The organism is Variovorax sp. LjRoot84 (assembly GCF_964254305.1).
Lineage (GTDB): Bacteria > Pseudomonadota > Gammaproteobacteria > Burkholderiales > Burkholderiaceae_C > Variovorax.
The window spans coordinates 6,041,948-6,066,619 of the sequence record NZ_CAXUTE020000001.1 but is presented as its reverse complement, the minus strand read 5'-3'; the positions used below and the strand labels follow the sequence as shown (position 1 = coordinate 6,066,619).

Sequence of the window (24,672 nt, the reverse complement as noted above, 5' to 3'; positions counted from 1 at the left end):
CGACCTGCAAGAAACACCCTCATGAAATCCGTGGCAATGACCGCCATCTCCCTTTCCATGGCCGCATCCGCGCTGGCGCAGGACACCGGCCTGCAGATCGCGCGCAACGGCACCCAGCCTTCTGCCAGGGGCCCGGCCGACTATTTCACCGGCACAGTCCGGGTCGACCCGCTGTTCCCCGAGCCCAGGGAACCCTCGCGTGCGACGGGCTCGTACGTGACCTTCGAGCCCGGCGCACGCACGGCCTGGCACACGCACCCGATCGGACAGACGCTGATCGTCACGGCCGGCACGGGCCGTGTGCAGCGCTGGGGCGACCCGGTGCAAGAGATCCGGCCGGGCGACGTGGTCTGGATCCCGCCGGGCCAGAAGCACTGGCATGGCGCGTCGCCGACCACGGCCATGACGCATATCGCCATCACGGAGCAATTGGATGGCAAGGCCGTCGACTGGCTGGAGAAGGTCAGCGACACGCAGTACGGGAGCCGGCCATGAGCGATCACCCAAGAAGAGAAGCCATGAAGAAATCAGTTGCCAGTTCCCTGGCCGGCGTCGCCGTGGCGTTGGCGGGGGCGGTGTCCACGCCCGCCCAGGCACAAGCGACCCCGCCGGCTCCGGCCGCGCGCGGTGCCACCCCGGCCCAGCAGATGTTCGGCGACATCTCGCCCAAGTTCGCGGAGCTCACGGACAACGTGCTGTTCGGAGACGTGTGGGCGCGTCCGGGCCTTTCGCCGCGGGACCGCAGCCTGGTGACCGTCAGCGCGCTGATCGCGATGAACCGTCCCGACCAGCTTCGCCCTCACCTCGTCAGGGCGCGCGACAACGGCGTCACGCAGGAAGAGCTGATCGAATCCATCACGCACCTGGCCTTCTATGCCGGCTGGCCGAGCGCGGTGACCGCCATTTCGGTGGCCAAGGAAGTGTTCCAGAAGAAGTGAAAGCCATCTCTCCAGTCCGCACCACCTCCGACAAGGGCATGGTGCTGACCATCATCCTCGCCAGCTACCTGGTGATCGCGCTGCCTGAGCCTTCTAGGCTGTCACGAAGGTGAGCCGCGCCTCGTGCGCCAGCTCATCGCGAACGATGTCTCGGGCATCGTCGTCTGCGAACTGGAAGAGTGCATCCGGGATCTCGTCTTCATCGAGCGCGAAGAGGATCTCGATGGCCTCCTGCTGGGCTTCCGAGAAGGTGCCGACCTGGGTCAAGCGGTTGAACTTCGCAGCGGTCTCCTGAGGCGCCAACTGGCGCAACTCGAGCAGCTCGAGCACGAGCGTCATCTGCGATGGGGTGAGGGGCTTGGGAGCGACAGAAGGCTTCATGGCGTCTGATCCTTTTCGGTGGAGCTCGGGACTGTTCCTTTGCTGTGGAATCAGTCTCTTCGTCGATCCTTAAGCGTCGCTGAAAAGTCCGCCGGGCTGGCCTTTCCCGATGGCCGAAACCTGGCCTGCGCGTGAGGAAAGTCTCGCGCCATCGCGTTGATCGCGGTCGTCTGGTGCAGCCGGAGAGAAGCGCGTAGCATGCCGACCGGCTTTCCGATCTCGCGTTCTTTCCAGCTTCTTCCATCGTTGTTCATGAGGTGAGTCATGGCGCAAGAAGAGTTCGATCCGAAATTGAATGGTTCGGTATTACGTCGCAAGCTTCTTCGCGGCGTGGGCGCCGCGGTAGGCACCGCGATGGTCGTCCCGCGCTGGGCACACGCGCAAGCTGCACCGGTTGCACCGCCGAGCACCATCACGCAGCCGCCACGCGACTTCAGCCGGCGAGGGGCCCCGACCACCTACTTCACCGACCCCGACGTGCTCACGATCGACCCGGCCTTCGATGGCCTGCGCCAGCCCAATGCCCCGATCCAGCGGCTGTGGACCGGCGCGTTGTGGGCCGAAGGACCGGCATGGAATTCGGTCGGCCGTTTTCTGGTCTGGAGCGACATTCCGAACAACCGCCAGCTGCGCTGGAGCGAGGACGACGGACACGTCAGCGTGTTCCGCACGCCTTCCAACAACAGCAACGGCAACACCTTCGACTACCAGGGAAGGCAGCTGTCCTGCGAGCACCTCACGCGGCGCGTCGTGCGCTACGAGCTCGACGGTTCGGTGACCGTTCTCGCCTCGACCTTCAACGGCAAGCGACTCAACTCGCCCAACGATGTTGTCCCTCACCCCGATGGCAGCTACTGGTTCACCGATCCGCCGTATGGCGCCCAGCTCTACGAGGGCACGGTCGATGCCCCGGGCGGACCCGCAAACAAATCCGGGCGGCTGAACCCGAAGCTCGGCCAGCCGCCTGAGATCGGCGCGTACAAGCGCGAATTGCCGACCACGGTCTACCGCCTGGACAAGAGCGGAACGCTCACTCAAGTGGCCGGTGAAGATCTCGTGCCTGACCCGAACGGTCTCTGCTTCTCGCCCGATTTCAAGAAGCTCTACGTCGTCAGCACCGGGCAGGGACCGGGTGACACCATCGCCGGCGGCAAGGGCGACATGTATGTGTTCGACGTCGGGACGGACAACAAGCTCGGCAACGGCAAGCTGTTCAGCAGCTTCATGGTCGACGGCGTGAAGTGCGGGCCCGACGGTGTCCGCACCGACGTGGACGGCAACCTCTGGTGTTCCAGCAATGCGGGCCGCAGCGTGGGCTACAGCGGCGTCACCGTCTGGACGCCGCAAGGCCGGCTCATCGGGCGCATCCGGCTGCCCGAGGTCTGCGGCAATGTCTGCTTCGGCGGCCCCAAGCGCAACCGCCTGTTCATGGCGGCCAGCCAGTCGCTGTATGCCGTCTACACGGCCACGCAGGGTTCGGCGCCGGGCTAGAGGGACAAGGCGCCAACGCGCGAGCCGCTTCATCCATGCAGCAGCGACGTCAAGGCGGAGCGCCTGTCGCAAGCCCAGTCCGCCAGCCCGCTCCACAGGTCGTGACCGTCCGCCTCTCGGACGGGCGTAGGACCGCATCGGGCCGGCCCGTTGCTGACTTCCACCCTTAAGAGAAGCTGACGTTCACTGAAGTCACTGAACGACCAGCGGAAGTCAAACAAAGGTGCGCATAGCGGCCGTTCGCACGTGGGGCCGAGGCCAATTTTGCCAATCGGACTTTTCAGAACGAGGCGAGCAATGTCGCGACACCCCATGCGACCAAGAGGGCCCCTGCGCCGCGGCCTATCCAGTCGCCGCGCGGGCTGAGCTTTTCGACCAGCACGAACAGGGCGATGCCCGCGATCCAGGCGAGGTTCATGACGCCACCAATGAAGAGCAACAACATCAGCAACCAGCAGCAACCCACACAGACCGCGCCGTGACGCAAGCCCATCCTGAACGCGCCGCCCGCGCCAGGGCGCCAATGCGTCATGATGAAGTCCAGAGGCGAGCGGCAATACCGAAGGCAGGCGTGCTTCAACGGCGTCCATTGGTAAAGACCGGCGCCGATCAGCACTGCGCCGGAGAACGCAATGCTGGTTGTCTGCATCATCGGCGACAGCATGGCGACTTTCTCCAGCCCAAACTGAAGGGCTGCCGCTGCCAAGCTGAACGCAGCCCAAACAGCGATGTACCCGATGGCGAAGATGCCTGAAGCAGTCGCGCATTCGCCTCGTTCGCTGCGGCGCTGTGCGATGGTGGCATAGAGCAGGATCATCGGCGCGGCGCTCGGCAACATCATTGCCGCCATCATCACAGCCCACATGACGAGGACGATGACCGCATGGCCGAATGTCCATGGCCCTGAACTCATGGGCATCAGCATTTCGCCCATCTCTTGCATCATCCCGGCGCCGGTCAGCAAATAAGTCCACGACAAGACGACAACGAACAACAGGCAGGAAATGACGAGGAGGCGGTCACGCCGCAGCGCCCCCTGGATCAGTGAGCCGCCATTCACTTGGGCGCCTCCAACGGTCTCTTCACCTCTGCGCAGGCGGAGCCCTCGCTACGCTGCCACACCTTCCGGTGTCTGCACGACGTGGGCAAGTGTGCTGTGTCCACCCTGCGTCTCGAACTTGATGGCCCCGGTGCTGCGGATGTTGGAAGAAGCCACCTCGCCCTCGAGGTTCTCGAACCCCTCCGGACACACGATTTGGACTCGGTGGGGGGCACCGGTCACCGGGTTCTTGATAGGTTCCACCTCGGTTTCGAGCACGCCGGGGATGACGAGGCGTGCGGTCCGGGCGGACTTGTCAAACTGGAACGTGATGGGAGCGAAGATGGGGTCATGCATCTTGGTCACGATGAGGCTGCAGATCTGAAAAAGCGTCCCTTCGGCCGAGTTCTTTCCCGACATGATGTTGAACAGCGCCTCGCGCTGCTCCGCGGTGGCGCGTTCTTCAATGATGGGTTGCAGCTGTCCATTCCCTTCATGCAGCGGGCCGGGGAATGAGACGACCGCGAAGAAGCACAGTCCATCCAGCGTCGTGCTGTCGAAATGCCCCTTCGTGATGCGCATACCCAAGAAGCCCTTGCAGTAGCCCTGTGTCGGCTTCGCGTTGAAATCGCAGGGGCAGCCGTATGCGCAGGTGCAGTTCTTGAGCCATTCGCCTTCGAGGCGCCAATTCGCTTGTGCCATGATCTTGTCTCCTGTCAAAGGTTGCGACGATCGCGGCGGGCGTCGTCTCCGTACCGTCCTGCCCCTTCCCGCGCTCAGCCCGCGTGAAAGCGAGACCTCCAGCTCCACGCTGGCAGCAGATCGGCGCGCCGCGCACGTTGAGTACGGCCAGTTGACTATCTGCCGATTGCAGGCGGAGCGCAACACCTGTTCGAGGCATCAATAGCTATCTCGCCAGTTCCCCGGGGACCGCTTCGACGTAGAAAATGTGCCGCTCAGGCGTCGGGTTCGAAAGCGGGGTTGGCAGGCCGCTTTGGGGCGCCAGCACTGACCGGCTGCTCGTGGCCGACTGCCGCATTTGAGGCGTGCTACGACTCGACTGGGCAAGGGGCAAGCTTTGCGTTGTACAACGCTCTGTCGCACGGCTGAGGGCCCTTTATGGCAGAGCACCTTCCGCTCAGCAATATGTTCACACCCGCGGACGTGTCGGCGTTGCAGAGTCCCTCGCACTGGCCGGTATCGTTGCAGGCTTTCCCACCGTCCTTGGTTGGCCGCAAGCATTGCCAAGCTTCCCACCCTGTACATCGTTTCCAGGGTGGCGCCGTCGGACAGGCAACCATCGCGGTCGGCTACAACCTGAGCGGGCGTATCTTTGCAAGGTACAGCACCGAGCTGCGCGGTTGGAGGGTCGTGACGAACTTCCGATCCTGGCCCGAAAACGGGCGCAATCAGCAGTTGGATCGTTGCTCGCAACCACTCGAATCTCGACGATCGCTCCTTCGCGCCTGAGACCGGCGACTTCGGCTGGCCGCGCTCTCATGAGGACGCGGCCGGAACAAGGGACTTGCGATAGAAAATCCGCTCGTACCCACCCTCGGTTCTGCGGTCGTACTCGACGTAGCCGATCTTCGGGTAGAGGATCTGGTTCTCGGTCATCCTGGCGTTGGTGCGCAGGTAGACGGCCTCGAAACCGCGGCGCAGCGCCTCGCCCTCGGCAAAGCGCAAGAGCGAGCGTCCGACTCCCGTGCCCTGACACGCCGGGGCCACGGCCACGGTGTCGACATAGAAGCCATCCTCCGTCTCGTACTGCACGAGCACCCCCGCCACTTGGCCGCTGCGCACCGCGACCCACACCTTGTCTGCACCAATGAGCGCAGGATAGTCGGCCAGCATGGGCGCCGGCGCCTTGCCCATGCGCTCGATGTACAGCTCGAAAGCGGCATTGACGCAGGCCGCGGCCGCGACAGCATCATCAAGGCCGGCGGCGCGAACAAGGATCTCCGGTGCCGGAACCGGCGCTCCGGCTGCGCCCCGCAACAACGCCATCGAATAGCTGTCGAAGTACTCGCCGTCGACCCGGAAAGCGCGGCGCAGGAGCCCTTCGACTTCGAAGCCGAGCCGTTCGTACAGGGCCTTGGCGTTCGTGTTGTCGACGCGCACCGTGAGTTCGATGCGCGTCATTCCCTTCGCCCATGCCGCCGCGATGGTTGCCTGCATCAGCTTCGCGCCGATGCCCAGATGCCGTGCGGATGGAATCAGGCCGATGCCGAGAATGCCCACATGCGACCGGGCCTGGCCATGGCTCGGCAGCACGTCGCACCAGCCGGCCACCTGTCCGTCGAGCAAGGCGACCATCTGGCAGCCGTCGTTGGCGATGATGGAGCGGTAGAAGTCGAAGGCCTGCTCCACAGGAGGCGCCTGCGTGAATGCAAGAAATCGCTTCTCGCGCGCCACCGTGTCGAGCGCAGCACGCAGCCCCGCGAAATGCGCTTCGGAAACGGGTTCGATCGACAGGTTCATGTCTCAGCCCAGCAGCGCCAGAGATCGCGCTCACCTCACGATACATGGCCTGCGCCTGAAAGCCATCGGCTGACACACGGGCGTCGTCAAAGCGTCAAGAGGCCGTCACAGCCAGTGATCAGACTCCGGTTGTCTAGACGACTTCGGGACCGACGATGGAAACCGCCCTGCGCATCCACCAGCTCAACAAGCATTTCGCCAACGGCCGGCACGCCCTGCGCGACATCAACATCAGCGTGCAGCGCGGCGAGATGGTGGCGCTGATCGGCGCCTCGGGTTCCGGCAAGTCCACGCTGCTGCGCCATGTGGCCGGCCTGGTGGCGGCCGACGGTGGCAGCGACTCGCTGATCGAGATCGACGGCTGCTGCGTGCAGCAGCGCGGGCGCATCCACCGCGACATCCGCAAGGTGCGCGCGCAGGTCGGCTTCGTGTTCCAGCAGTTCAACCTGGTGGCGCGGCTGCCGGTGCTGGTCAACGTGCTCGTGGGCTCGCTGCATCGCATGCCGTGGTGGCGCAGCTGGACGCGCGCCTTCACCGCCAGGGAGCGCGCGCTCGCGCTCGATGCGCTCACGCGCGTGGGCATCGCCGATTGCCATGCGCAGCGGGCCTCCACGCTTTCCGGCGGCCAGCAGCAGCGCGCCGCGATCGCACGCACGCTGGTGCAGGGCGCCAAGGTGGTGCTGGCCGACGAGCCCATCGCCTCGCTGGACCCCGAATCCTCGCGCAAGGTGATGGAGATCCTGGCGCGCATCAACCGCGAAGACCGCTCCACCGTGATCGTCTCGCTGCACCAGGTCGAGATCGCGATGAAGTACTGCCCGCGCGTGATCGCGCTGAAGCAGGGCGAGGTGGTCTACGACGGCCCCTCGTCGGCGCTCAGCGCGTCGCTGCTGCGCGAGCTCTACGGCGTGGAGGCCGACGAACTCCTGTCCGCCGCCCCTTCCGACAACCCCAACGTTCACGTGCTGCCGCAACCCGCGCTGGTGCCGTGGGCGGCGGCGGCCTGATTTCCTTCTTCCTTCCAACCTGGAACCCACCATGATCAAGAAACTGTGTGCGGCCCTGGCCATTGGCCTCGGCATGACGACCGGCGCCTTCGCGCAGGACATCAACTTCGGCATCATCTCCACCGAGGCGACGCAGAACCTCAAGCAGGACTGGCAGCCGCTGATCGACGACATGAGCCGCCAGACCGGGCTCAAGGTCACGGCCTTCTTCGCGCCGGACTACGCCGGCATCATCGAAGGCATGCGCTTCAACAAGGTGCAGCTCGGCTGGTTCGGCAACAAGTCGGCCATGGAAGCGGTCGACCGCGCCGGCGGCGAAGTCTTCGCGCAGATGGTCAACGCCGACGGCACCCAGGGCTACTACTCGCACCTGATCGTGCACAAGGACAGCCCGCTGAACACGCTCGACGACGTGCTGAAGAACGGCAAATCCCTGAGCTTCGGCAACGGCGACCCGAACTCCACCTCGGGCTTCCTGGTGCCGAGCTACTACGCCTTCGCGCAGCACAAGGTGGACGCCAAGTCGCTGTTCAAGCTCACGCGCAGCGCCAATCACGAAACCAACGCGCTGGCCGTGGCCAACAAGCAGGTCGACGTGGCCACCAACAACAGCGAGAACCTGGACAAGGTGAAGGAGCGCTCGCCCGAGAAGTTCAAGGAGATCAAGATCGTCTGGACCTCGCCGCTGATCCCGCTCGACCCGCTGGTGATGCGCAAGGACCTGCCCGAAGCGACCAAGACCAAGATCAAGAACTTCTTCTACAACTACGCCAAGACCGATGCGCGCGAGAAGGAGATCATCATGAAGATCTCCAAGCTCTCGGGCTTCAAGGAATCGAGCGACAAGCAGCTGATCCCGATCCGCCAGCTCGACCTGTTCGGCCAGCGCACCAAGATCGAGGCCGACGCAGCGCTGAGCGATTCGGACAAGAAGACCCGCCTGGCCGAGATCGACAAGAAGCTCGGTGCGCTGAACTGATTTCTTCTCCGACTCTTTCATGCAACCGACGGTCCTGAAACCCCGCCCGCCCTTGCAGACCGTGGCCGTGCCGAAGCGCAGCTTCGCCTGGCAAATCGCGTGGGCGCTGCTGCTGATCCTGCTCGCGGCCTCATGGAAGGGCGCCGACATGCGGCCCTTCGAGCTCCTGCGCGACTCGGGCAACATGGCCACCTACGCGGCCGAGTTCTTCCCGCCCGACTTCACGCAGTGGCGCATGTACGTCGACGAGATGGTCATCACGCTGCAGATCGCGCTGTGGGGCACGGCGCTGGCGGTGCTCACTGCCGTGCCGATGGCGCTCTTGGCCTCGGCCAACATCGTGCCGTGGTGGGTCTACCAGCCGATGCGGCGCCTGATGGACGGCTGCCGCGCCATCAACGAGATGGTGTTCGCCATGCTCTTCGTGGTGGCCGTGGGCCTGGGGCCCTTCGCCGGCGTGCTCGCGCTCTGGGTCCATACCACCGGCGTGCTGGCCAAGCTGTTCGCCGAAGCGGTGGAGGCCATCGATCCGCAGCCGGTGGAAGGCATCCGCTCGACCGGCGCCAGCGCGCTGCACGAGATCGTCTACGGCGTCATCCCGCAGGTGATCCCGCTGTGGATCTCCTACGCGCTCTACCGCTTCGAATCCAACGTGCGCTCGGCCTCGGTGGTCGGCATGGTGGGCGCCGGCGGCATCGGCGTTGTGCTGTGGGAAATCATCCGCGGCTTCAAGTACGCCGAGACCTGCGGGGTGATGCTGATCATCGTCGTCAGCGTCAGCGCGATCGACCTGGTGTCCGCGCGCATTCGAAAGATGCTGGTTTAGCACTGCCATGGCTTTGACCGTCGAAGAGATCACCCGCCTGCTGGGCACCAAAGGGCAACGCCAGTACGGGCGCGAGGCCGTGAGCCAGCTCGAGCACGCGCTGCAGTGCGCGCAGCTCGCCGAAGAAGCAGAGGAAACATCCGAGACCGTGGTCGCAGCCCTGCTGCACGACTTCGGCCACCTGCTCGCAGCGGAACGCGCGGACGAGGTGGCTCGTGCGCAGCAGCAGCGCGACGACCTGCACCAGTACATCGCGCTGCCCTTCCTGCGCGGCCTGTTCGCGCCGGCCGTGCTGGAGCCGATCCGCCTGCACGTGGATGCCAAGCGCTGTCTGTGCGCCATCGACTCCGGCTATTGGGACACGCTGTCGCCGGCATCGAAGCGCAGCCTCGAGCTGCAGGGCGGCGTCCATACGCCCGAAGAAGCGCAACGCTTCATGACGCAACCCTTCGCGGCCGAGGCCGTGCGCCTGCGGCGCTACGACGACTCGGCCAAGGTGCCGGGCCAGGCCACGCCGCCGCTCGCCCACTACATGCGCATCGCCCAGGCGCTGGCATCTCAGGCACAGCCTGCGCGCGAGAAGCTCGCGGCCTTGTAGACGGCTCGCCGATCGAGCGAGCCGGACGCGCTTTCGAGTGTCAGATATGAGAATAATTCTCATTCTGTCGCCTACAATCGACCTGTCTCAATCTCTCTTTCCTGATGTCGTCGCCGGGATCGTCGCCCGTCGGCTTGCGTTCCCATGCACAAGTTTTTCGTCTCGATGCCGCTCGCGCTGGCGGCGCAGCTGGCCTGCGCGCAGGCCGCCCCCTCTCCCTCGAATCCCGGCGACGAACTCCGCGCCGTGACCGTGCAGTCCGACCGCACCAACGGCTTCGTCGCCAACACCGTCGAAGCCGGCACCTTCCGCGGCGCCAGCATCATGGACGTGCCGGCCACGGTCAACACGGTGACGCGCGAAGTCATCGAGCTGCAGGGCGCGGCCAGCATCTACGACGTGCTGCGCAACACGGCCGGCGTCACGCGCCAGCAGAACGGCGGCGACACCTTCGACCAGCTCGTGATCCGCGGAATCGCGGTCGAGAACCGCACAAACTACCGGCTCAACGGCTCGCTCGCGATTCCCAACGTGTCCGAGATCCCGATGGAGAACAAGGAGCGTGTCGAGGTGCTGAAGGGCGCGTCGGCGCTCTACTACGGCTTCACCTCGCCGGCCGGCGTCGTCAACTTCGTGACCAAGCGCGCCGGCAGCACGCCGGTCGCGACGCTCGGCATGACTTTCGACAACCACGGCACGGCGCAGGGCTTCGCCGACGTGGGCCGCCAGTTCGGCGACCAGAACCAGTACGGCCTGCGCATCAACGCGGCCGGCGGACAGCTGGGCTCGCCGATCGAGGGCGTCGACGGCAACCGCAAGTTCCTGTCGGCGGCATTCGACTGGCGCGTCAACAACCGCCTGATGCTGAAGGCCGATCTCGAGCACTACCGCAAGAGCATCACCGAGCAGGCCGGCATCACGCGCCTGGCGGCCGTCAACGGCGTGATCGCGCTGCCGGCCCTGCCCGACCCGCGCAAGCTGATCGGTCCGCCCTGGGCCACCTTCGAAGCCGAAGTCACGAACACTCAGCTGCGCGCCGACTACTCGCTCAGCGACAACTGGGCCCTGATGGTGGAAGCCGGGCATTCCGAGGCCGAGCGCGACCGGCGGCTCGCGATGTTCGGCAACTACAACGTGCGCACCGGCGCCGGCCGCATCACCGGCAATGTGCAGCACCTGGAGCAAAGCACCGACCTGCTGCGCAGCGAGCTGTTCGGCACCTTCGCGACCGGCGGCGTGCAGCACGAGCTCACGCTGGGCGTCGCGCGCAGCGACAAGACCCAGGACCCGATCTTCCAGCGCAACTACGGCGGCGCCACCACCGCGCAGAACCTGTACTTCCCGCGCGCCATCGGCTTCCTGCCGCTGACCGCGCTGCCGACACAGCCGACCACCGGCGCGCAGGACAGCACGGAGCTGGGCCTGTACGCGCTCGACCGCATCACTTTCTCGCCGGAATGGCAACTGGTGGCGGGCGTGCGGCACACGCGCTTCGAGAGCACGCAGTTCGCCAGTTCGACGCTGCCGCGGATCGACTACGACGTGAAGAAGACCACGCCGCTGGCCGCGCTGAGCTACAAGTTCACGCCCGATCTCGTGACCTACGTTTCGTATGCGGAAGGCGTCGAGGAAGGCGAGGTCGCACCCGCCGGCACCGCCAACCAGAACAACCGCATGCCGCCGGGCGTGAGCAAGCAGAAGGAGCTCGGCCTGCGCTGGCTGACCGGCACGGGCACGCTGCTGTCGGCGGCGCTGTTCGACATCGAGCGGCCCGGCGCCTACACCAACAGCGCCAACACCTTCGTCGCCGACGGTCGCCAGAACTACCGCGGCCTCGAGCTCTCGGCGCAGGGACGCCTGACGCGCCAGCTGGCCTGGCAGCTGTCGGCGCAAGCCCTCGACGCCGAGTTCCGCGACATCAACGCCCAGTACAACGGCAAGATGCCCGAGAACACGGCCAAGCACACGGCCAGCGCCTTCCTCTCCTACGACATCGCGGCGGTGCCGGGGCTCTCGGTCAACGGCGGCGCCTACTACACGGGCCGGCGCCCGATCGACGACCTGAACCAGGGCTTCATCGGCGGCTACACGATCTTCGCCCTCGGCACGCGCTACGTCACGCAGCTCTTCGGCAAGCGAACGCTGTGGCAGCTCAACGTCGACAACGTCGGCGACAAGCGCTTCTGGGCGGCCGCCGGCACGCGGCTGGCGGTGGGCGCGCCGCGCAGCGTCAAGGCGACGCTCAAGATCGATCTCTGAAGAAGACGGTGGCTTCTGCGATGGCTCTTCTTCGGCGCATCTGGGTCCAGATCCACTGGTTCATCGGCATCACGGCCGGGACGGTGCTGGCCGTCATCGGCTTGAGCGGCGCCGTGCTTTCGTTCCGCGCCGAGATCGTCGACCTGCTCAATCCGGCGCTGCACCGCGTGCCGGCGCAAGCCGCAGCGATGCCGCTGGTCCCGGCGGCGCTGCTCGACCAACTCCAGGCCGCAGAGCCCGGCCGCCGCGTCCTGACGCTGACGCTTTACGCCGAGCCGGGCCGGCCGGCGCGCGTGAACTTCGCACCCCCGCCCGGCGAACGCCGCGGCGAAACGCGCCTGGTCGATCCTTTCAGCGCGGCCTTGCTGCCCGAGCCGCGCGGCGATGCCTTCTTCGAGTTCGTCGAAAGCCTGCATCGCTGGCTCTTGATGCCGCGCGACACCGGCAAGCCGGTCACCGGCACGCTGGCCGCGGCGCTGCTGGTGCTCGCGCTGTCGGGCCTGTACCTGCGCTGGCCGCGTCGGCCGCTCGCGTGGCGCAGCTGGCTGCGGATCGACTTCGCGCAAAGCGGCCGTGTTTTCCTGTGGAACCTGCATGCCGTGGCTGGGACGATCGCGCTCCTGGCCTATCTGGTGTCCGGCCTCACGGGCATCTACTGGGCCTTCGATGGGGTGCGCTCGCTGGTCGACGACGCGGCAGGCGTTGGGCGCGCCGCGCGGACGCAGCGGATGCAGGGCAGTTCCGCCAATGCCGCCGCCCCCGTCCGGCTTGACCTGCAGCGCGTGTGGCTGTCCTTCCAGCAGACGATCGGCGGCGACTGGAGCCAGGTCACGCTGCGCCTGCCGGCGCGCAATGCCTCGCAGGTCGAGGCGACCTACCTGCGCGCCGCGCCCGAACACGAGCGCGCGCGCAACCGGCTCTACCTGCACGCCGCCACCGGCGAGGCGAGCCAGCACGAGCGCTATGCCGACAAGCCGCTGGCCGGACGTCTCGTGAACAGCATCTATCCGCTGCACATGGGCACCTACTGGGGCCTGCCGGGCCGCATCCTGATGATGCTCGCCAGCCTGGGCCTGGTGCTGTTCGCGATCACCGGCTGGATGCTGTACCTCGGCCGCCGCCGCACAAGCCAAGCGGTGCGCGCCGAGCGCGCGCGGCTCAGCCGCGGCCGAAGCGGCGCCGCGCAGGGCGCGGAGCAGGTGCTGATCGCCTTCGCCACGCAGACGGGCCATGCCGAGCGCGTCGCCCTGCAGACCGCGGCCGCGCTGCAGTCGGCGGGCGTCGGCACCGTGGTCAAGACCCTGGCCGAGCTGAGCGTCGATGCGCTGCTGCACTTCCGCAAGGTGCTGTGGGTAGTCAGCACCTTCGGCGACGGCGATCCGCCCGACAGCGCACGCGCCTTCGCGCGCAAGTTCGCGCAGCAGGCGGGCTCGCAGCTGCGGCACGTGCACTACGGCGTGCTGGCACTCGGCGACTGGCACTACGCCACCTTCTGCGGCTTCGGCCGGAAGCTCGATCACGACCTGCGCAGCCAGGGGGCGCAGGCGCTGTTTGCGATGGTCGAGGTCGACAACGGCAATCCCGAAGCCATCGGGCGCTGGCAGCGGTCGATCGCCGAGGCCTTCGATGTGCGGGGTGCTGCGTGGCCCTCGCATCCGGCCTCTTCTGCCGAGCGTCCCTTCGAAGCCTGGCGGCTCGTGCGCCGCAGCCTGCAGAACGATGGCAGCCAGGGCGATCCGCTGTTCGAGATCGAGCTGCATCGTGCCGGCGCGCCAGCGTGGGCGCCGGGCGCGCTGGTCGAGGTGCTGCCGCCTCATCCGAACGGCACTGCCGATGCCCGTCCTCCTCTTGCGCCGCTGGCGCCGCGCAGCTATTCGGTGGCCTCGATCGCTGCCGACGGCTGCGTGCAACTGCTGGTGCGGCAGGCGCGCCACGACAACGGCCTGGGCGTCGCATCGGGCTGGCTGACCGCCGGCGCGCCGCTCGATGCCGGCATCGAGATGCGGCTGGTCGCCAACCCCGGCTTCGCGCTCGCAGACGAGAACCTGCCCTGCATCTTCATCGGCAACGGCTCCGGCTTCGCGGGCCTGCGTTCGCACCTGCGCGAGCGGGTGCGGCGCGGCCACGGGCGCAACTGGCTGGTGTACGGCGAACGCCAGTCCGCGCACGACGCCTTCTGCGCCGCGGAGGTCGCGCAGTGGCAGGCGCTCGGCATGCTGGCGCGCGCCGACCTCGTCTACTCGCGCGACCAGCCCGAGCGCAGGTACGTGCAGGACCGCCTGCGCGAAGCGGCGGACGAACTGCGGCGCTGGATCGCCGATGGCGCGCTCGTCTACGTGTGCGGCAGCCTCGAAGGCATGGCGCCCGGCGTGGACGCGGCTCTCGGGGAAGTGCTGGGAACGGCCGGGTTCGACGAGCTGATCGCGCAAGGCCGCTATCGGCGCGACGTGTATTGAGCCCCTTCAGGCCGGATCCATGCCATGGCGGCGCTTTGATTCGGCGCTGTCCGCCGAGATCATGAAATCGAGCAGCGCGCGCACGGCGGCGGGCTGCGCGGAGCCGATGCCCGGAGCGGCCGAAAAGATCGTGATGATCTGAATCTCCGGTGGCAAGGGGCCGATCAATCGGATCCTTTCGATGCCGATCAGCTCACTCATTTGCTGGAATCCCAGGGCGGCCTCGCCGCGCGCGATCAGCGAACCGACCGGCACGCCAGGCGGCGCCTGCACCAGTCGGCTCCGGATCTCGCCGGCAATGCCCCAGCGCTCGAACAATGCCATCAATGCGACGCCGCTCGGGCCGGTGGAATAAGCGATGCTCGCGGCGCCCTGCACAGCGCTGCGCAGCGCATCTTCCGTGGAGATGTCGGGTCGCTCGGCGCTCGCGTGCACTGCCACGCCGACGCCCGAGCGGGCCAAGTCGACCTTGCCGGGCGCGTCGACCTTGCCTGCGGCGACCAGCTTGTCGATGGCGTCGGAGGCAAGCGCCACCACGTCGAAGGGCTCGCCGGCGGACACGCGCCGTACGGCTTCGACACCGCCGACCGGCAGGAAGGAGACCGGCACCCCGGTGAGCCGTGAATACATCGACGCCAGCTCGTCCAGCAGAGCTCGCGTTGCCATCGAGCAGATGCCTCGGATCGAAGTCGTCATGGTGATGGGTGCCAACGAGCCGGTAGGCGAGAGAACATGTCAATCCGGCTTGATGCCGGCCTCGCGAATGAGCTTCCCGTAGCGAACGGCGTCGCTCTTGAGCAGCTTGTCGAAACGCTCGGTCGCACCGGGCAAGGGAACACCGCCGGCCGCGGCGAGCTGGTCGCGTACTTCCGGCGACTCGAGCGCCTTCTGCACGGCTTCATGCAATTTCGTCAGCACCGGCTTGGGAAGGCCTGCCGGTGCCACGAAGCCGTACCAGACGCTGGCTTCGAAGCCTGGATAGCCCGACTCGGCGACCGTCGGCACGCCGGGCAGCACCGCTGCGCGCTCGGGACTCATCAGTGCCAGCACGCGCAGCTTGCCGGCCTTCGCCAGCGGCGAGGCTTCGAGCGCATTGACCGCGACCACGTCCACATGCCCGCCGATCACATCGGTGATAGCCGGTGCGCCGCCCTTGTAAGGCACGTGGCGCAGCGATACGCCGGCGGTGTGCTGGAACAGCTCCATGGCCAGGTGCGGCGTGGAACCGTTGCCCGGCGTGGCGACGCTCAGGGTACCGGGCTTGGCCTTGGCAGCGGTCACCAGCTGCTGCAGGGTCCTCCACTCCGAGTCCTCGCGCACCGCAGCCACCACCGGCACCCGCGCGACCAAGGACACCGGCGTCACGTCGCGCTCCAGGTCGTAGGGCGCCGGCTGGAACAGCGTGGGGTTCACGGCCAGTGCGTTGGCTGCCAGCATCAGGGTGTAGCCATCGGGCGGGCTGGCGGTGAGCGCCTTGACCGCGATGTTGGTGCCGGCGCCCGGCTTGTTCTCGACGATGACGGGCTGGCCGAGGATGGTGACCATGCGCTGGCCGACCGAGCGCGCGATCAGGTCGACCGCGCCGCCGGCGCTGTAACCGACGATGATCTTGATGGGCTTGGTCGGGTAGGCATCGGCGGCGCCGGCACTGAATGGCGCGCCGATCGCCAGCAGGCCGGCCAGGGCGAGCAGGTGGCGGCGAGAAAGCATCTTCATGACTTGTTCCAGGTTTGGGGCGCCGCGTCCTTGCCGGCCACCGAATACAGTGCGCCAGGCGCGTTGCGGGTTTGCTGGAACGCTTCCAGCGATTGGCCGCGCATGGCGGCGTAGATGTGAAGGTTGGAAACGCCGAGCACGGCGCCGAGCTTCTCGAGCACGAAGAAGATGACGCCGTAGTGGATCAATCCGCGCCAGTCGCGCTGGCGTACGAGTTCGCGCTCTTGCAGGGTCAGCTCGGCCGCTTCGAACGCGCCCTCTTCGTCAGCCAGGAAGCGGGCGCGATGCTCGGGGCGCGTCATGCCGTGCAGGAACTTGTTGAGACGCAAGGCGCGCACACTGGTCTCCAGCGTGAACGGATAGGTGCCCTCCAGCGCTTCCACGCCGGCCAATTGCTCATCGATGCGGCGACGATGCCGCTTCGCCTCGCCGGCGACCGGCGGGCTCGCCAGGTTCTCGTAGATCGCGGTGGCGATGCCGGTCATCGAAGGCAGGTAGTAGCTCTGGTGCGTCTTGCGGACGTTGGACGAAAGGGCGCCCCGCATGACCAGCCACATGATGACTTCCGCACCTTCAAGGCCGCCCAGGGTCGCCAGCTCGGCCTGGGTCATCTCGGTGAGCCGGACCGGGTCGTTCTCGATCAGGTCGAGGAACTGCGCATCCCAGGCTATGTTGTTGAAGCCGGCGCGCTCACCGTGCACCTGATGCGAAAGGCCGCCCGTTGCAACGACGGCCACCTTCAGGTCTTCCGGATAGCTTTCGATCGCGCGCCGCAATGCCTGCCCCAGGCGCCAGCAGCGCCGCGCCGATGGCACGGGCGACTGCAGCACGCCGACCTGCAGCGGCACGACCGGTGTCGGCCATGCCGGCTCGCGGGGGCACAGCAGCGACAGCGGCGAGAACACGCCATGGTCCAGCGGCCGGTCCTGGAAGAAGGACATGTCGAACTCGTCGGCCACCAGCGAGCGGCCGATGTGCCGCGCCAGCGCCGGGTGGCCGGCCAGAGCAGGCAGATCGCGCGCGCCGCCACCCTCGTCCGCCACCTCGTGCCGCTCGCCGACGCCGAGTGCGAAGGCCGAATAGTGGTCGAAGAAGAAGGAGCTGACGTGGTCGTTGTAGATGACGAACAGCACGTCGGGTTGGCGCTCTTCCAGCCAGCGTTGCACGGGCTCGAAGGCCTCGAAGATGGGTGCCCAGACCGGGTCCTGCTGCTTGCTCTTGTCGAGAGCGAAGCCGATGGTGGGCGTATGCGAGCAGGCGACGGCGCCGATGATGCGAGCCATGAGTCTGCGCTCAGTCGATGTAGCGCAGGCCGGCCTTGGTCAGCGGCTCGCGCATGGCGTACATGTCCAGGCCCAGCTCGCCGGCGGCGAAACGCGCGCGCTTCGCATCCTCGTTGGACTCGCGGGCTTCGGCCGCGTCGGCCACCTGCTGCGCGCGCGAAGCCGGCACCACCACCACGCCGTCGATGTCGGCCACCACCACGTCGCCCGGATGCACCAGGGCGCCGGCACACACCACCGGCACGTTGACCGAGCCCAGCGTCGCCTTGATCGTGCCCTTCGCATGGATGGCGCGGCTGAACACGGGGAAGTTCATCCCTGTGAGATCGCGCACGTCGCGCACGCCGCCGTCGATCACCAGGCCCTTGCAGCCACGCGCCTTGAAGGAGGTGGCCAGCAGATCGCCGAAGAAGCCGTCGGTGCTGTCGCTGGTGCAGGCCGCGACCACCACGTCGCCGGGCTGGATCTGCTCTGCCGCGACATGCAGCATCCAGTTGTCGCCGGGCTGCAGCAGTACGGTGACGGCCGGACCGCAGAAGCGCGCGTCGGGATAGATGGGGCGGATGCGCGGTTGCATCAGGCCGAGGCGGCCGAGCGCCTCGTGCACGGTCGAGACGCCGAAGCGCGAGAGCTTTTCGACAGCGGCCGGGTCGGCGCGCGTGACGCTGCGGTGGACGACGCCGAGTTGATGGAGTGTGGTCATGGTCAAAGGCTCTTGGCTTTGAGGGCGCGGTCGAGGCGCGGATACACCCGGCGCGCGTTGGCTTCGTAGATCTGGTGGCGCGCCGCGTCGTCGAGCATGGGCGTGGCGTCGATGTAGCGCCGCGTGTCGTCGTAGGGAAAACCGGTCTCCGGATCGATGCCGCGCACCGCGCCGATCATTTCGCTGGCGAACAGGATGTTGTCGACCGGGATCACGCGCGTCAGCAGATCGATGCCCGGCTGGTGGTAGACGCAGGTGTCGAAGAAGATGTTGTTCAGCAGGTGGTCCTTCAGCAGCGGCTTCTTCATTTCCTGCGCCAGGCCGCGGAACCGGCCCCAGTGGTAGGGCACCGCGCCGCCGCCGTGCGGGATCACGAAGCGCAGCGTCGGGAAGTCCTTGAAGAGGTCCGACGTCAGGCACTGCATGAAGGCCGTGGTATCGGCATTCAGGTAGTGCGCACCGGTGGTATGGAAGCAGGCATTGCAGCTCGTGCTCACGTGCACCATCGCCGGGATGTCGTGCTCCACCATCTTTTCGTAGAGCGGGTACCAGTGGCGCTCGGACAGTGGGGGGCTGGTCCAGTGGCCACCCGAAGGGTCGGGGTTGAGGTTGAGGCCGACGAAGCCGTACTCCTTCACGCAGCGCTCCAGCTCCGGGATGCAGGTGCGCGGATCGACCCCCGGCGACTGCGGCAGCATGGCCGCGCCGATGAAGTGATCAGGGAACAACTGGCTGACGCGAAAGCACAGCTCGTTGCATAGGGCCGCCCAAGCGGAAGAAATCTCGAAGTCGCCGATGTGGTGCGCCATGAAGCTCGCGCGCGGGCTGAAGATCGTCAGATCGCTGCCGCGCTCCTTCATGAGGCGCAACTGATTGCCCTCGATCGACTCGCGCAACTCGTCGTCGCTGATCTTCAAATCCGAGGCACGGGGCTTCAGCGCGGAATCCCTGATGCCCGCGATCTGCTGATTGCGCCAGTTCTCCAGCGCCTTGGGAGCAGTGGTGTAGTGGCCATGGCAGTCGATGATCATTTGCAATCCAGTCGGTTGATTACGTCATTGCGCCAAGTGTGGTTGCCGGCGCCGCTGCGTGGCGTGAATTCGGCTTGCCTTGCCATCAGACTTCTTTATCTGCTAGGGTTTACACTGAGATTCATCAACTCCTTTGGAGAGAGAAGATTTGCCGGTGAAGCCCGACCATCAGAGACACAAAGTTATCGACAGGGCACACAGCGGCGCGCTCGGCATCAACCTGCGGCACCTGCGCGCGTTCTCGGCTGTGGCCGCGGCCGGCAGCATCGCGGGGGCCGCGGATGAGCTGTACCGCGTGGCCTCGGGCGTCACGCGCTCCATCTCTGAACTCGAAAGCGGGCTGGGCAGGCCGCTGTTCGATCGACGCCCGCGCGGAATGGCGCTGAATTCGTACGGCGAGCTGGTGCTGGCGCGTGCGCACCGCGTCGAGCGCGAGTTCGAAGACGCACGAGCCCGGCTCGTCGCACGCGGCGGCATCGGCGCGTCCGCCGACCTCCACCCGCTGTTCACGTCGATACTGAACGGCCGACGTCTCGCGGTGGTCGCGAGTCTCGTCGAGAAGCGCAACATGCCTGCGGTCGCGCGCGAGTTCGGGATCACGCAGCCGGCCATCAGCAGCGCGCTGAAGGACCTCGAAGGCGGGCTCGGTGTCGCGCTCTTCGATCGCAAGACGCGCGGGCTGTCGCCGACGCCGGCGGGCGAGATCGTCGCGTTCCACTTCAAGCGGGTGCTTGCGGAACTGCGCCACATCGGCCCGGACATCGCCGCCAGCGAAGGAACGCTGCAGGGGAGCGTGAACGTCGGCGCGCTTCCGCTCGGCCGTACACAGATCCTGCCGCTCGCGATCGCTTCGCTGGTCGTGCGTCACGCGGGACTGCACGTTGCGACGGTCGAGAGCCCATACGACGCGTTGGCAGCATCGCTGCGCAGCGGCGACATCGACTTCATCCTCGGCGCACTGCGCAGCGCCGACGAGGCGAAGGACCTGCAGCAGGAAGCGCTGTTCGAGGATCGCATTTCGGTGATCGCACGCGCCGGCCATCCGCTCGCACGCGCCGCGCGCATCGACTTCGATGCGTTGCGCCAGGCGAGATGGGCGCTCTCGCGGCACGGCTCGCCGTCGCGCGAGTTGCTCGAGCGCTTCTTCTCGGAGGCGCGGCAGGCGCCGCCGATGCCTGCCGTCGAGACCGGCGATCTCGCGGTGCTGCGCGGCTTGCTGCTGGAAAGCGACATGCTGACCGCGATCTCGGCGCACCAGCTGCGCTACGAGATTCGCGACCGCAGCCTGGTCGTACTGAACTTCCCCCTTGACCGGACGCGCCGCGAGATCGGTCTCACGCAGCGTCTGGGCGCATTCCCCTCACCGGGCGCGCGAGCGTTGATGCAAGAGATCAGGGCGGTGGTGGCTCGATCCCCCGATTTCCGCGCTCGGCGTTGATGTCAGCGCGTTATCGTTGCATGCGGCGAGAGGCGCCGCTCGGTCTGGTGACAGGTTCTGGGCCAAGCGACGACCGCCGCCCGCACATCCGTATCGAGTCAAGGAGTACGAAATGTCCATTCGAGCTGCTCTAGCATTCTTGCTGTTCTCCGCCATCGCCGCCCCGTGCGCTCTCGCCGATGACGACGACTCAAAGAAGCGCTGGCGGCGCAACGACTGGCGCAGCGACTGGCGCGAGGACCGCTGGCCTAGGCCTTGCGAAGTCAAGCAGGAGTCAAAGCGAGGGGAGTTCAAGCGGGAGGTCAAGTGCAAGGATGGCATCGGAGCCACGTGGCGCGGGGACTGGAAGGAGGAGTTCCGGGATGGCCCGTGCAAGGTCAAGCTCGAGGCCAGCCGCGAGGTGTTCAAGGAAGAGGTCAAGTGCGAGAGCCGCTAACGGCGTGCGGCCTGCTGAGAACAAGGATGTTGGCCGCCTGCATCAGTGCGGTCTCATACCGCTGGCGCTCTTCGGCGATGGCCTCGTCCGTCCAATCCCTGAAGCCTTTCTTCGCCTTGACGCCCAAGCGCCCGCGCGTCACCAGATCCGTCAGCGTTTTTCCGGGGGCGCTGTCATTGCAGAGCGACGGATAGATGACGGTCGCCGCCGCGTGCTGGGTATCGAAGCCCGCGAACTCCTTGAGCAACATCGGGCCGGCAGCTGCATAGCGGAATCCGAATCCAAACCGAACAGCGACATCGACGTCCTCGGCCGTCGCAAGCCCCTCGTCGATGACGGCAAAAGCCTCCCGCATCAGCGCGTGCTGGATGCGGTTGGCGAGGAAGCCTGGAACGTCGCGATTCACGCGCACCGGCGCTCTTCCCAGCGAGCGGAACACCTGGTGGAGCGCATCCAATGTCGATGCTTCGGTGCGTTCGCCTTTGGCGATTTCCACCAAGGGGACCAGATGCGCGGGCTGAAAGAAATGGGTGTTCGCCATGCGCTCTGCGGTTTTCAGGCCCGCACAGATGTCGGTGATGCGCATGCTGGAGCTATTCGACCCCATTGGAACGCCCGCAGGAGCCAGCCTGTCCAAGGTCGAAAAAATCGACTTCTTGATCTCCATATTCTCCGTGACCGACTCCAGCACGATATGGACGTTGGCCCATGAGATGTCTTCGATCCGGGAGTGAAATACCAGTGATCCGGACTCTCGCTGCGAGCCCAGTTGCTGGACAGACTTCGCGATGCGCTCCTGCGCACCCACCCACTTCGAGGGACTGTGCCCCACGAGCTGCACCGACCATCCGCCGGCCAGGAAGATGGCCGCAATATCGCAGCCCATGATTCCGCACCCGATCACCACCGCGCTTCGATCATTCATGCACACACCTTGATTCTTCGTTGGCCGGATCACGTCCTAGAGTGCATCGCGCGCGGCGACGATCATGTCCAGTTCCACGGCTGCATTCTTCGGCAAGGCGTAGACGCCGACGGAGGTGCGGGTGTGCACACCGGCCTCGCCGAAGACACGGTGCATCAGATCCGAGGCTGCATCGGCCACCTCGCTTTGCTGCGTGAAGTCGGCGGTGCATTGCACAAACACGCCGATGCGCAGGATCTTCTCGATCGCATCGAGCGAGCCGAGGGTCTGGCGCAGGATGGCGAGGGCGCGCAGCGCGCAGATCTGCGCAGCCTTCCGCGCCTCATCGAGCGAGACCTGTTCTCCGACGCGGCCGGTCACCATCACCGTGCTGCCGACCCGCGGCACCTGGCCGCTGATGTAGACCGTGCGGCCATCGCGCACGGCGGACACGTAGTGGCCGCCGATGCGGATCTCACCGTCGAAGCCATGCCCCAGTTCGGCCGCGATCTGATCGGCAATCTGGCTGCGGGTCAGTGCTGTCATGGAACCTCTCGTTTGAACGGGGTTCTATCTTCGTCGCGCAGTGCGGGGAAGAACAGATACAGAACGTGCGAAGTCGATGCGCAACAGGTGGATGTTCGGTCGTGCGACCGACTTGATCAGTGCGCGCAGGCGGTGGCCGCGACCGAACCCCGTCGCTCACCGCTGCGCAGCCCCGGTAACGGCGCCCGGCTCCCTCCTCCCATCGTCCGCAAGCCGCAGCCCGCGGCGCTCCACGCTCGAAGCGATCTGCGCCACCGACCGGCGTCCCAGTCGCGTCATGACAAACAGCTTCCGGGGCGATACGCGCGTCACGTCGCGGACTGTGTTCAGGTCGTGGCGCCGCAGCACGTTGGAGGCTCGCAAGGAAAGGCCGAGGATCGCGATGTCGGCGTCGAGAAGGGTTTCGCTGGACGGTTCTGCTTGTGGCATGGGCGGGCGGGTGGCAACGGATGCCGCTTGACAGTGCACATGCCGTGCCTGCGCTCGTGCACCCTCCTTTCCCGGAGGCTCGCGAAGGCATGGCCGCACAGTGTTGGAAATGCGGACAAATCAACTGCCTGAAACATCGACAACTGTCTGCTGAATGAGCAGGGTTGTCCCTGAGGCATGCGCGTGCGACCTCACCCCATGTGAACCGCGTCACATGCCACGCGTGCGCTGCTTACTCGTGCCGAAGGAGGCGAATCCCCAAAATTAGCGGCCATGGCGAACCCGATTGCGACACGGGTTCCGATCGACGAAAGGCCGACATCATGCGCAGTTCCTCCTACATCCGGTTCGCCTTCGCCGCACTCGCGACATTCGCCATCCTGCTGCCGGGCGCGGCCCTCGCCGAAGAGCGCACCTACCTGAGCAAGACCGAGATCGAGGCCAGCCTGCTCGGCAAGACGGTGGTGTCGAAGAACATCGCGAGCGGAAAGCTTTCCCAGTGGGAATTCCGCGCAGACGGAACGGTGGAAGCCGTGGGCGGGCTCGGCCGGGCCGCGGGCACCTGGAGCATCCGTGACGACGGGCAGACTTGCGTGAAGGTGCTGGGCCGCACCGGATGCCGCTACTGGTTCCGCCAGGGCGGCGCCTACGCCAACGCGGACACCAACCAGTCCGATGCGCCGGTCGTGGCCGAGGTGCGCTATCTTTGATGCGCTTCGCCTGCGCCGGGTTGAGGCCAGCTTCAAGAAGGACCTTGCGTATGTCGCGAGCATCCATGCAGAAAGTACTGATCGCTGTTCTTGCGCTTGGCTTTTCAGTTCTCGTTGGATGCACCCGACATGCTCGCGAGCAAGCTTCAAAAGCAGAAATCGGATTCATAGAGGCGACTTCCGACATCAAGCTCAGGCGGATGGTCGTTCAACCTGCAAGGCCGAAAGGCGTCGTGCTTTTTCTGCATGGCTTTCCGGAGACTCTCCATGCCTGGAAGGATATTTCCTTGGTGCTCGGCAAGGACTACGAAGTCCATGCTTTCGACTGGCCGGGCTACGGTCTTTCATCAAGACTGCCGGCGGACAAGTTCTCTTACGCGCCGCAAGACTATGCGCGTGTGCTGAAGGCATACATCGACAAGGCAGGCATCGATAGATCCAGGCTGGTCATCTACGCCACGGACATCGGTGCCCTGCCGGCGCTTCTTCTCGCCTTGGAAGAGCCGGGTATCGCGAGGACGATCATCGTGGGCGACTTTGCGCCATTCGACAGGCCTCAGTACATGCACGAGAACCTGCAGGGCCTCAAGTCGAAGCCATCGTCCGATTTGATTCATGCCTCGATGAACAGGAATCGCGACGAGATTCTGGAGAACGCTTTCAGAAGAGGCTTGCCAAAGAATGAGCAGTTCGACCTGTCCCCGGAACTCAAGGACGACATGCTGCGCGGATGGAGTCAAGACGGCCTCACCTCGGCGGATGCCTTCTATCACTACTACTCACACTTCACCAGGGATCAGGAGTATTTCGAGTCCCATCTGGCGAGGCTCAAGACGCCCGTCAAGGTGATCTGGGGTGAGAAGGATTTCTATATCAACAAGGAGATGGGCGTCGAGTTCGCCAAGAAGGCCAATATCGAATTCACTCTTCTCCCCCGTCTCGGGCACTATCCGCATCTCCAAGACCCAAAACAAACAATCGAAGAAATTCAGGCCTCCTTCAGCAGCAGGTGAGAAAAGCT

25 protein-coding genes are annotated in these 24,672 nt (G+C 65.9%); 13 read left to right on the top strand and 12 right to left on the bottom strand.

Translation table 11 applies throughout. The annotated features are described in order from the left end of the window. The first annotated feature begins 21 nt into the window (after positions 1-21). Positions 22-495: a (R)-mandelonitrile lyase gene (locus ACSQ9I_RS29905; protein ID WP_436315584.1), complete on the top strand. Its 474-nt coding sequence runs from the start codon at positions 22-24 to the stop codon at positions 493-495. Positions 496-518: 23 nt separating this feature from the next. Further along, positions 519-938 carry a carboxymuconolactone decarboxylase family protein gene (locus ACSQ9I_RS29900; protein WP_436315583.1) on the top strand — a complete coding sequence of 140 codons (420 nt, stop codon included), beginning with the start codon at positions 519-521 and terminating at the stop codon, positions 936-938. Positions 939-1,031: 93 nt separating this feature from the next. On the opposite strand, the gene ACSQ9I_RS29895 is transcribed toward ACSQ9I_RS29900, so the two are convergent. Further along, positions 1,032-1,319 carry a hypothetical protein gene (locus tag ACSQ9I_RS29895; protein ID WP_093107283.1) on the bottom strand — a complete coding sequence of 96 codons (288 nt, stop codon included), beginning with the start codon at positions 1,317-1,319 and terminating at the stop codon, positions 1,032-1,034. A 264-nt stretch (positions 1,320-1,583) separates the two neighbouring features. Between ACSQ9I_RS29895 and ACSQ9I_RS29890 the strand changes: the two genes are divergently transcribed. Continuing rightward, a complete protein-coding gene (locus tag ACSQ9I_RS29890) occupies positions 1,584-2,810 on the top strand; it encodes an SMP-30/gluconolactonase/LRE family protein (protein WP_436315582.1) in 1,227 nt (408 codons plus the stop codon). A 280-nt stretch (positions 2,811-3,090) separates the two neighbouring features. Here the strand turns inward: ACSQ9I_RS29890 and ACSQ9I_RS29885 are convergent, their stop codons facing one another. The 3 genes from ACSQ9I_RS29885 to ACSQ9I_RS29875 all read right to left on the bottom strand — a co-directional run bounded on the left by ACSQ9I_RS29885 (position 3,091) and on the right by ACSQ9I_RS29875 (position 6,330). After that, entirely contained in the window at positions 3,091-3,870 is a 780-nt protein-coding gene (locus tag ACSQ9I_RS29885; protein ID WP_436315581.1) for a DUF2182 domain-containing protein, read from the bottom strand. 48 nt (positions 3,871-3,918) lie between these two features. Further along, entirely contained in the window at positions 3,919-4,551 is a 633-nt protein-coding gene (locus ACSQ9I_RS29880; RefSeq protein WP_093107289.1) for a DUF1326 domain-containing protein, read from the bottom strand. Positions 4,552-5,346: 795 nt separating this feature from the next. After that, positions 5,347-6,330: a GNAT family N-acetyltransferase gene (locus tag ACSQ9I_RS29875; RefSeq protein WP_436315580.1), complete on the bottom strand. Its 984-nt coding sequence runs from the start codon at positions 6,328-6,330 to the stop codon at positions 5,347-5,349. 155 nt (positions 6,331-6,485) lie between these two features. Between ACSQ9I_RS29875 and phnC the strand changes: the two genes are divergently transcribed. The 6 genes from phnC (at position 6,486) to ACSQ9I_RS29845 (ending at position 14,455) form a co-directional block, all read left to right on the top strand. Then, the gene (gene phnC / locus ACSQ9I_RS29870) at positions 6,486-7,337 is read left to right on the top strand and encodes a phosphonate ABC transporter ATP-binding protein (protein ID WP_436315579.1); all 852 of its coding nucleotides are present in this window, start codon (positions 6,486-6,488) and stop codon (positions 7,335-7,337) included. A 31-nt stretch (positions 7,338-7,368) separates the two neighbouring features. Next, entirely contained in the window at positions 7,369-8,316 is a 948-nt protein-coding gene (phnD, locus tag ACSQ9I_RS29865) for a phosphonate ABC transporter substrate-binding protein (protein WP_436294213.1), read from the top strand. Positions 8,317-8,335: 19 nt separating this feature from the next. Continuing rightward, entirely contained in the window at positions 8,336-9,142 is an 807-nt protein-coding gene (gene phnE, locus ACSQ9I_RS29860; RefSeq protein WP_436315578.1) for a phosphonate ABC transporter, permease protein PhnE, read from the top strand. Between the two features lie 7 nt (positions 9,143-9,149). Further along, on the top strand, positions 9,150-9,740 hold the full coding sequence (locus ACSQ9I_RS29855) for a phosphonate degradation HD-domain oxygenase (protein ID WP_436310153.1): 591 nt from the start codon (positions 9,150-9,152) through the stop codon (positions 9,738-9,740). Positions 9,741-9,884: 144 nt separating this feature from the next. Then, on the top strand, positions 9,885-11,999 hold the full coding sequence (locus tag ACSQ9I_RS29850; RefSeq protein ID WP_436315577.1) for a TonB-dependent siderophore receptor: 2,115 nt from the start codon (positions 9,885-9,887) through the stop codon (positions 11,997-11,999). 20 nt (positions 12,000-12,019) lie between these two features. Further along, positions 12,020-14,455 (top strand): PepSY domain-containing protein, encoded by a 2,436-nt coding sequence (locus ACSQ9I_RS29845; protein ID WP_436315576.1) that lies wholly within the window; start codon positions 12,020-12,022, stop codon positions 14,453-14,455. A 6-nt stretch (positions 14,456-14,461) separates the two neighbouring features. On the opposite strand, the gene ACSQ9I_RS29840 is transcribed toward ACSQ9I_RS29845, so the two are convergent. The 5 genes from ACSQ9I_RS29840 to ACSQ9I_RS29820 all read right to left on the bottom strand — a co-directional run bounded on the left by ACSQ9I_RS29840 (position 14,462) and on the right by ACSQ9I_RS29820 (position 19,188). Continuing rightward, on the bottom strand, positions 14,462-15,121 hold the full coding sequence (locus ACSQ9I_RS29840; RefSeq protein WP_436315575.1) for a substrate-binding domain-containing protein: 660 nt from the start codon (positions 15,119-15,121) through the stop codon (positions 14,462-14,464). Positions 15,122-15,190: 69 nt separating this feature from the next. Continuing rightward, a complete protein-coding gene (locus ACSQ9I_RS29835) occupies positions 15,191-16,171 on the bottom strand; it encodes a Bug family tripartite tricarboxylate transporter substrate binding protein (RefSeq protein WP_436315574.1) in 981 nt (326 codons plus the stop codon). Then, the gene (locus tag ACSQ9I_RS29830; RefSeq protein ID WP_436315573.1) at positions 16,168-17,454 is read right to left on the bottom strand and encodes a gallate dioxygenase; all 1,287 of its coding nucleotides are present in this window, start codon (positions 17,452-17,454) and stop codon (positions 16,168-16,170) included. Before ACSQ9I_RS29830 ends, ACSQ9I_RS29835 begins: the two co-directional genes overlap by 4 nt. Before the next feature lie 10 nt (positions 17,455-17,464). Beyond that, the gene (gene ligK / locus ACSQ9I_RS29825) at positions 17,465-18,157 is read right to left on the bottom strand and encodes a 4-carboxy-4-hydroxy-2-oxoadipate aldolase/oxaloacetate decarboxylase (protein WP_436315572.1); all 693 of its coding nucleotides are present in this window, start codon (positions 18,155-18,157) and stop codon (positions 17,465-17,467) included. Positions 18,158-18,159: 2 nt separating this feature from the next. Then, entirely contained in the window at positions 18,160-19,188 is a 1,029-nt protein-coding gene (locus tag ACSQ9I_RS29820; RefSeq protein WP_436315571.1) for an amidohydrolase family protein, read from the bottom strand. 154 nt (positions 19,189-19,342) lie between these two features. Here ACSQ9I_RS29820 and ACSQ9I_RS29815 point away from each other — a divergent pair, with 154 nt between their 5' ends. Beyond that, on the top strand, positions 19,343-20,626 hold the full coding sequence (locus tag ACSQ9I_RS29815; RefSeq protein WP_436315570.1) for a LysR family transcriptional regulator: 1,284 nt from the start codon (positions 19,343-19,345) through the stop codon (positions 20,624-20,626). Positions 20,627-20,738: 112 nt separating this feature from the next. Beyond that, complete coding sequence (locus ACSQ9I_RS29810) at positions 20,739-21,062, top strand: hypothetical protein (RefSeq protein ID WP_436315569.1); 324 nt, start codon at positions 20,739-20,741, stop codon at positions 21,060-21,062. Here the strand turns inward: ACSQ9I_RS29810 and ACSQ9I_RS29805 are convergent. The 3 genes from ACSQ9I_RS29805 to ACSQ9I_RS29795 form a co-directional block, all read right to left on the bottom strand. After that, positions 21,043-21,987 carry a 3-hydroxyacyl-CoA dehydrogenase family protein gene (locus ACSQ9I_RS29805; RefSeq protein WP_436315568.1) on the bottom strand — a complete coding sequence of 315 codons (945 nt, stop codon included), beginning with the start codon at positions 21,985-21,987 and terminating at the stop codon, positions 21,043-21,045. The genes ACSQ9I_RS29810 and ACSQ9I_RS29805 overlap by 20 nt on opposite strands. 36 nt (positions 21,988-22,023) lie before the next feature. Then, a complete protein-coding gene (locus ACSQ9I_RS29800) occupies positions 22,024-22,512 on the bottom strand; it encodes a RidA family protein (RefSeq protein WP_436315567.1) in 489 nt (162 codons plus the stop codon). Positions 22,513-22,668: 156 nt separating this feature from the next. Next, positions 22,669-22,941 carry a DNA-directed RNA polymerase subunit alpha C-terminal domain-containing protein gene (locus tag ACSQ9I_RS29795; RefSeq protein WP_139191690.1) on the bottom strand — a complete coding sequence of 91 codons (273 nt, stop codon included), beginning with the start codon at positions 22,939-22,941 and terminating at the stop codon, positions 22,669-22,671. Positions 22,942-23,264: 323 nt separating this feature from the next. On the opposite strand from ACSQ9I_RS29795, the gene ACSQ9I_RS29790 reads away from it, so the two are divergent. Together ACSQ9I_RS29790 and ACSQ9I_RS29785 are read left to right on the top strand one after the other, a co-directional pair. Continuing rightward, positions 23,265-23,651 (top strand): hypothetical protein, encoded by a 387-nt coding sequence (locus tag ACSQ9I_RS29790; RefSeq protein WP_436315566.1) that lies wholly within the window; start codon positions 23,265-23,267, stop codon positions 23,649-23,651. Between the two features lie 65 nt (positions 23,652-23,716). Next, positions 23,717-24,664, top strand: a complete 948-nt coding sequence (locus ACSQ9I_RS29785) for an alpha/beta fold hydrolase (RefSeq protein ID WP_436315565.1) — start codon at positions 23,717-23,719, stop codon at positions 24,662-24,664. Positions 24,665-24,672 lie beyond the last annotated feature (8 nt).

Coding starts and splice junctions, on each gene's coding strand:
- ACSQ9I_RS29905 (WP_436315584.1), top strand. CDS start 22: ATGAAATCCGTGGCAATGACCGCCATCTCCCTTTCCATGGCCGCATCC.
- ACSQ9I_RS29900 (WP_436315583.1), top strand. CDS start 519: ATGAAGAAATCAGTTGCCAGTTCCCTGGCCGGCGTCGCCGTGGCGTTG.
- ACSQ9I_RS29895 (WP_093107283.1), bottom strand. CDS start 1,319: ATGAAGCCTTCTGTCGCTCCCAAGCCCCTCACCCCATCGCAGATGACG.
- ACSQ9I_RS29890 (WP_436315582.1), top strand. CDS start 1,584: ATGGCGCAAGAAGAGTTCGATCCGAAATTGAATGGTTCGGTATTACGT.
- ACSQ9I_RS29880 (WP_093107289.1), bottom strand. CDS start 4,551: ATGGCACAAGCGAATTGGCGCCTCGAAGGCGAATGGCTCAAGAACTGC.
- ACSQ9I_RS29875 (WP_436315580.1), bottom strand. CDS start 6,330: ATGAACCTGTCGATCGAACCCGTTTCCGAAGCGCATTTCGCGGGGCTG.
- phnC (WP_436315579.1), top strand. CDS start 6,486: ATGGAAACCGCCCTGCGCATCCACCAGCTCAACAAGCATTTCGCCAAC.
- phnD (WP_436294213.1), top strand. CDS start 7,369: ATGATCAAGAAACTGTGTGCGGCCCTGGCCATTGGCCTCGGCATGACG.
- phnE (WP_436315578.1), top strand. CDS start 8,336: ATGCAACCGACGGTCCTGAAACCCCGCCCGCCCTTGCAGACCGTGGCC.
- ACSQ9I_RS29855 (WP_436310153.1), top strand. CDS start 9,150: ATGGCTTTGACCGTCGAAGAGATCACCCGCCTGCTGGGCACCAAAGGG.
- ACSQ9I_RS29850 (WP_436315577.1), top strand. CDS start 9,885: ATGCACAAGTTTTTCGTCTCGATGCCGCTCGCGCTGGCGGCGCAGCTG.
- ACSQ9I_RS29845 (WP_436315576.1), top strand. CDS start 12,020: ATGGCTCTTCTTCGGCGCATCTGGGTCCAGATCCACTGGTTCATCGGC.
- ACSQ9I_RS29840 (WP_436315575.1), bottom strand. CDS start 15,121: ATGGCAACGCGAGCTCTGCTGGACGAGCTGGCGTCGATGTATTCACGG.
- ACSQ9I_RS29835 (WP_436315574.1), bottom strand. CDS start 16,171: ATGAAGATGCTTTCTCGCCGCCACCTGCTCGCCCTGGCCGGCCTGCTG.
- ACSQ9I_RS29830 (WP_436315573.1), bottom strand. CDS start 17,454: ATGGCTCGCATCATCGGCGCCGTCGCCTGCTCGCATACGCCCACCATC.
- ligK (WP_436315572.1), bottom strand. CDS start 18,157: ATGACCACACTCCATCAACTCGGCGTCGTCCACCGCAGCGTCACGCGC.
- ACSQ9I_RS29820 (WP_436315571.1), bottom strand. CDS start 19,188: ATGATCATCGACTGCCATGGCCACTACACCACTGCTCCCAAGGCGCTG.
- ACSQ9I_RS29810 (WP_436315569.1), top strand. CDS start 20,739: ATGTCCATTCGAGCTGCTCTAGCATTCTTGCTGTTCTCCGCCATCGCC.
- ACSQ9I_RS29805 (WP_436315568.1), bottom strand. CDS start 21,987: ATGAATGATCGAAGCGCGGTGGTGATCGGGTGCGGAATCATGGGCTGC.
- ACSQ9I_RS29800 (WP_436315567.1), bottom strand. CDS start 22,512: ATGACAGCACTGACCCGCAGCCAGATTGCCGATCAGATCGCGGCCGAA.
- ACSQ9I_RS29795 (WP_139191690.1), bottom strand. CDS start 22,941: ATGCCACAAGCAGAACCGTCCAGCGAAACCCTTCTCGACGCCGACATC.
- ACSQ9I_RS29790 (WP_436315566.1), top strand. CDS start 23,265: ATGCGCAGTTCCTCCTACATCCGGTTCGCCTTCGCCGCACTCGCGACA.
- ACSQ9I_RS29785 (WP_436315565.1), top strand. CDS start 23,717: ATGCAGAAAGTACTGATCGCTGTTCTTGCGCTTGGCTTTTCAGTTCTC.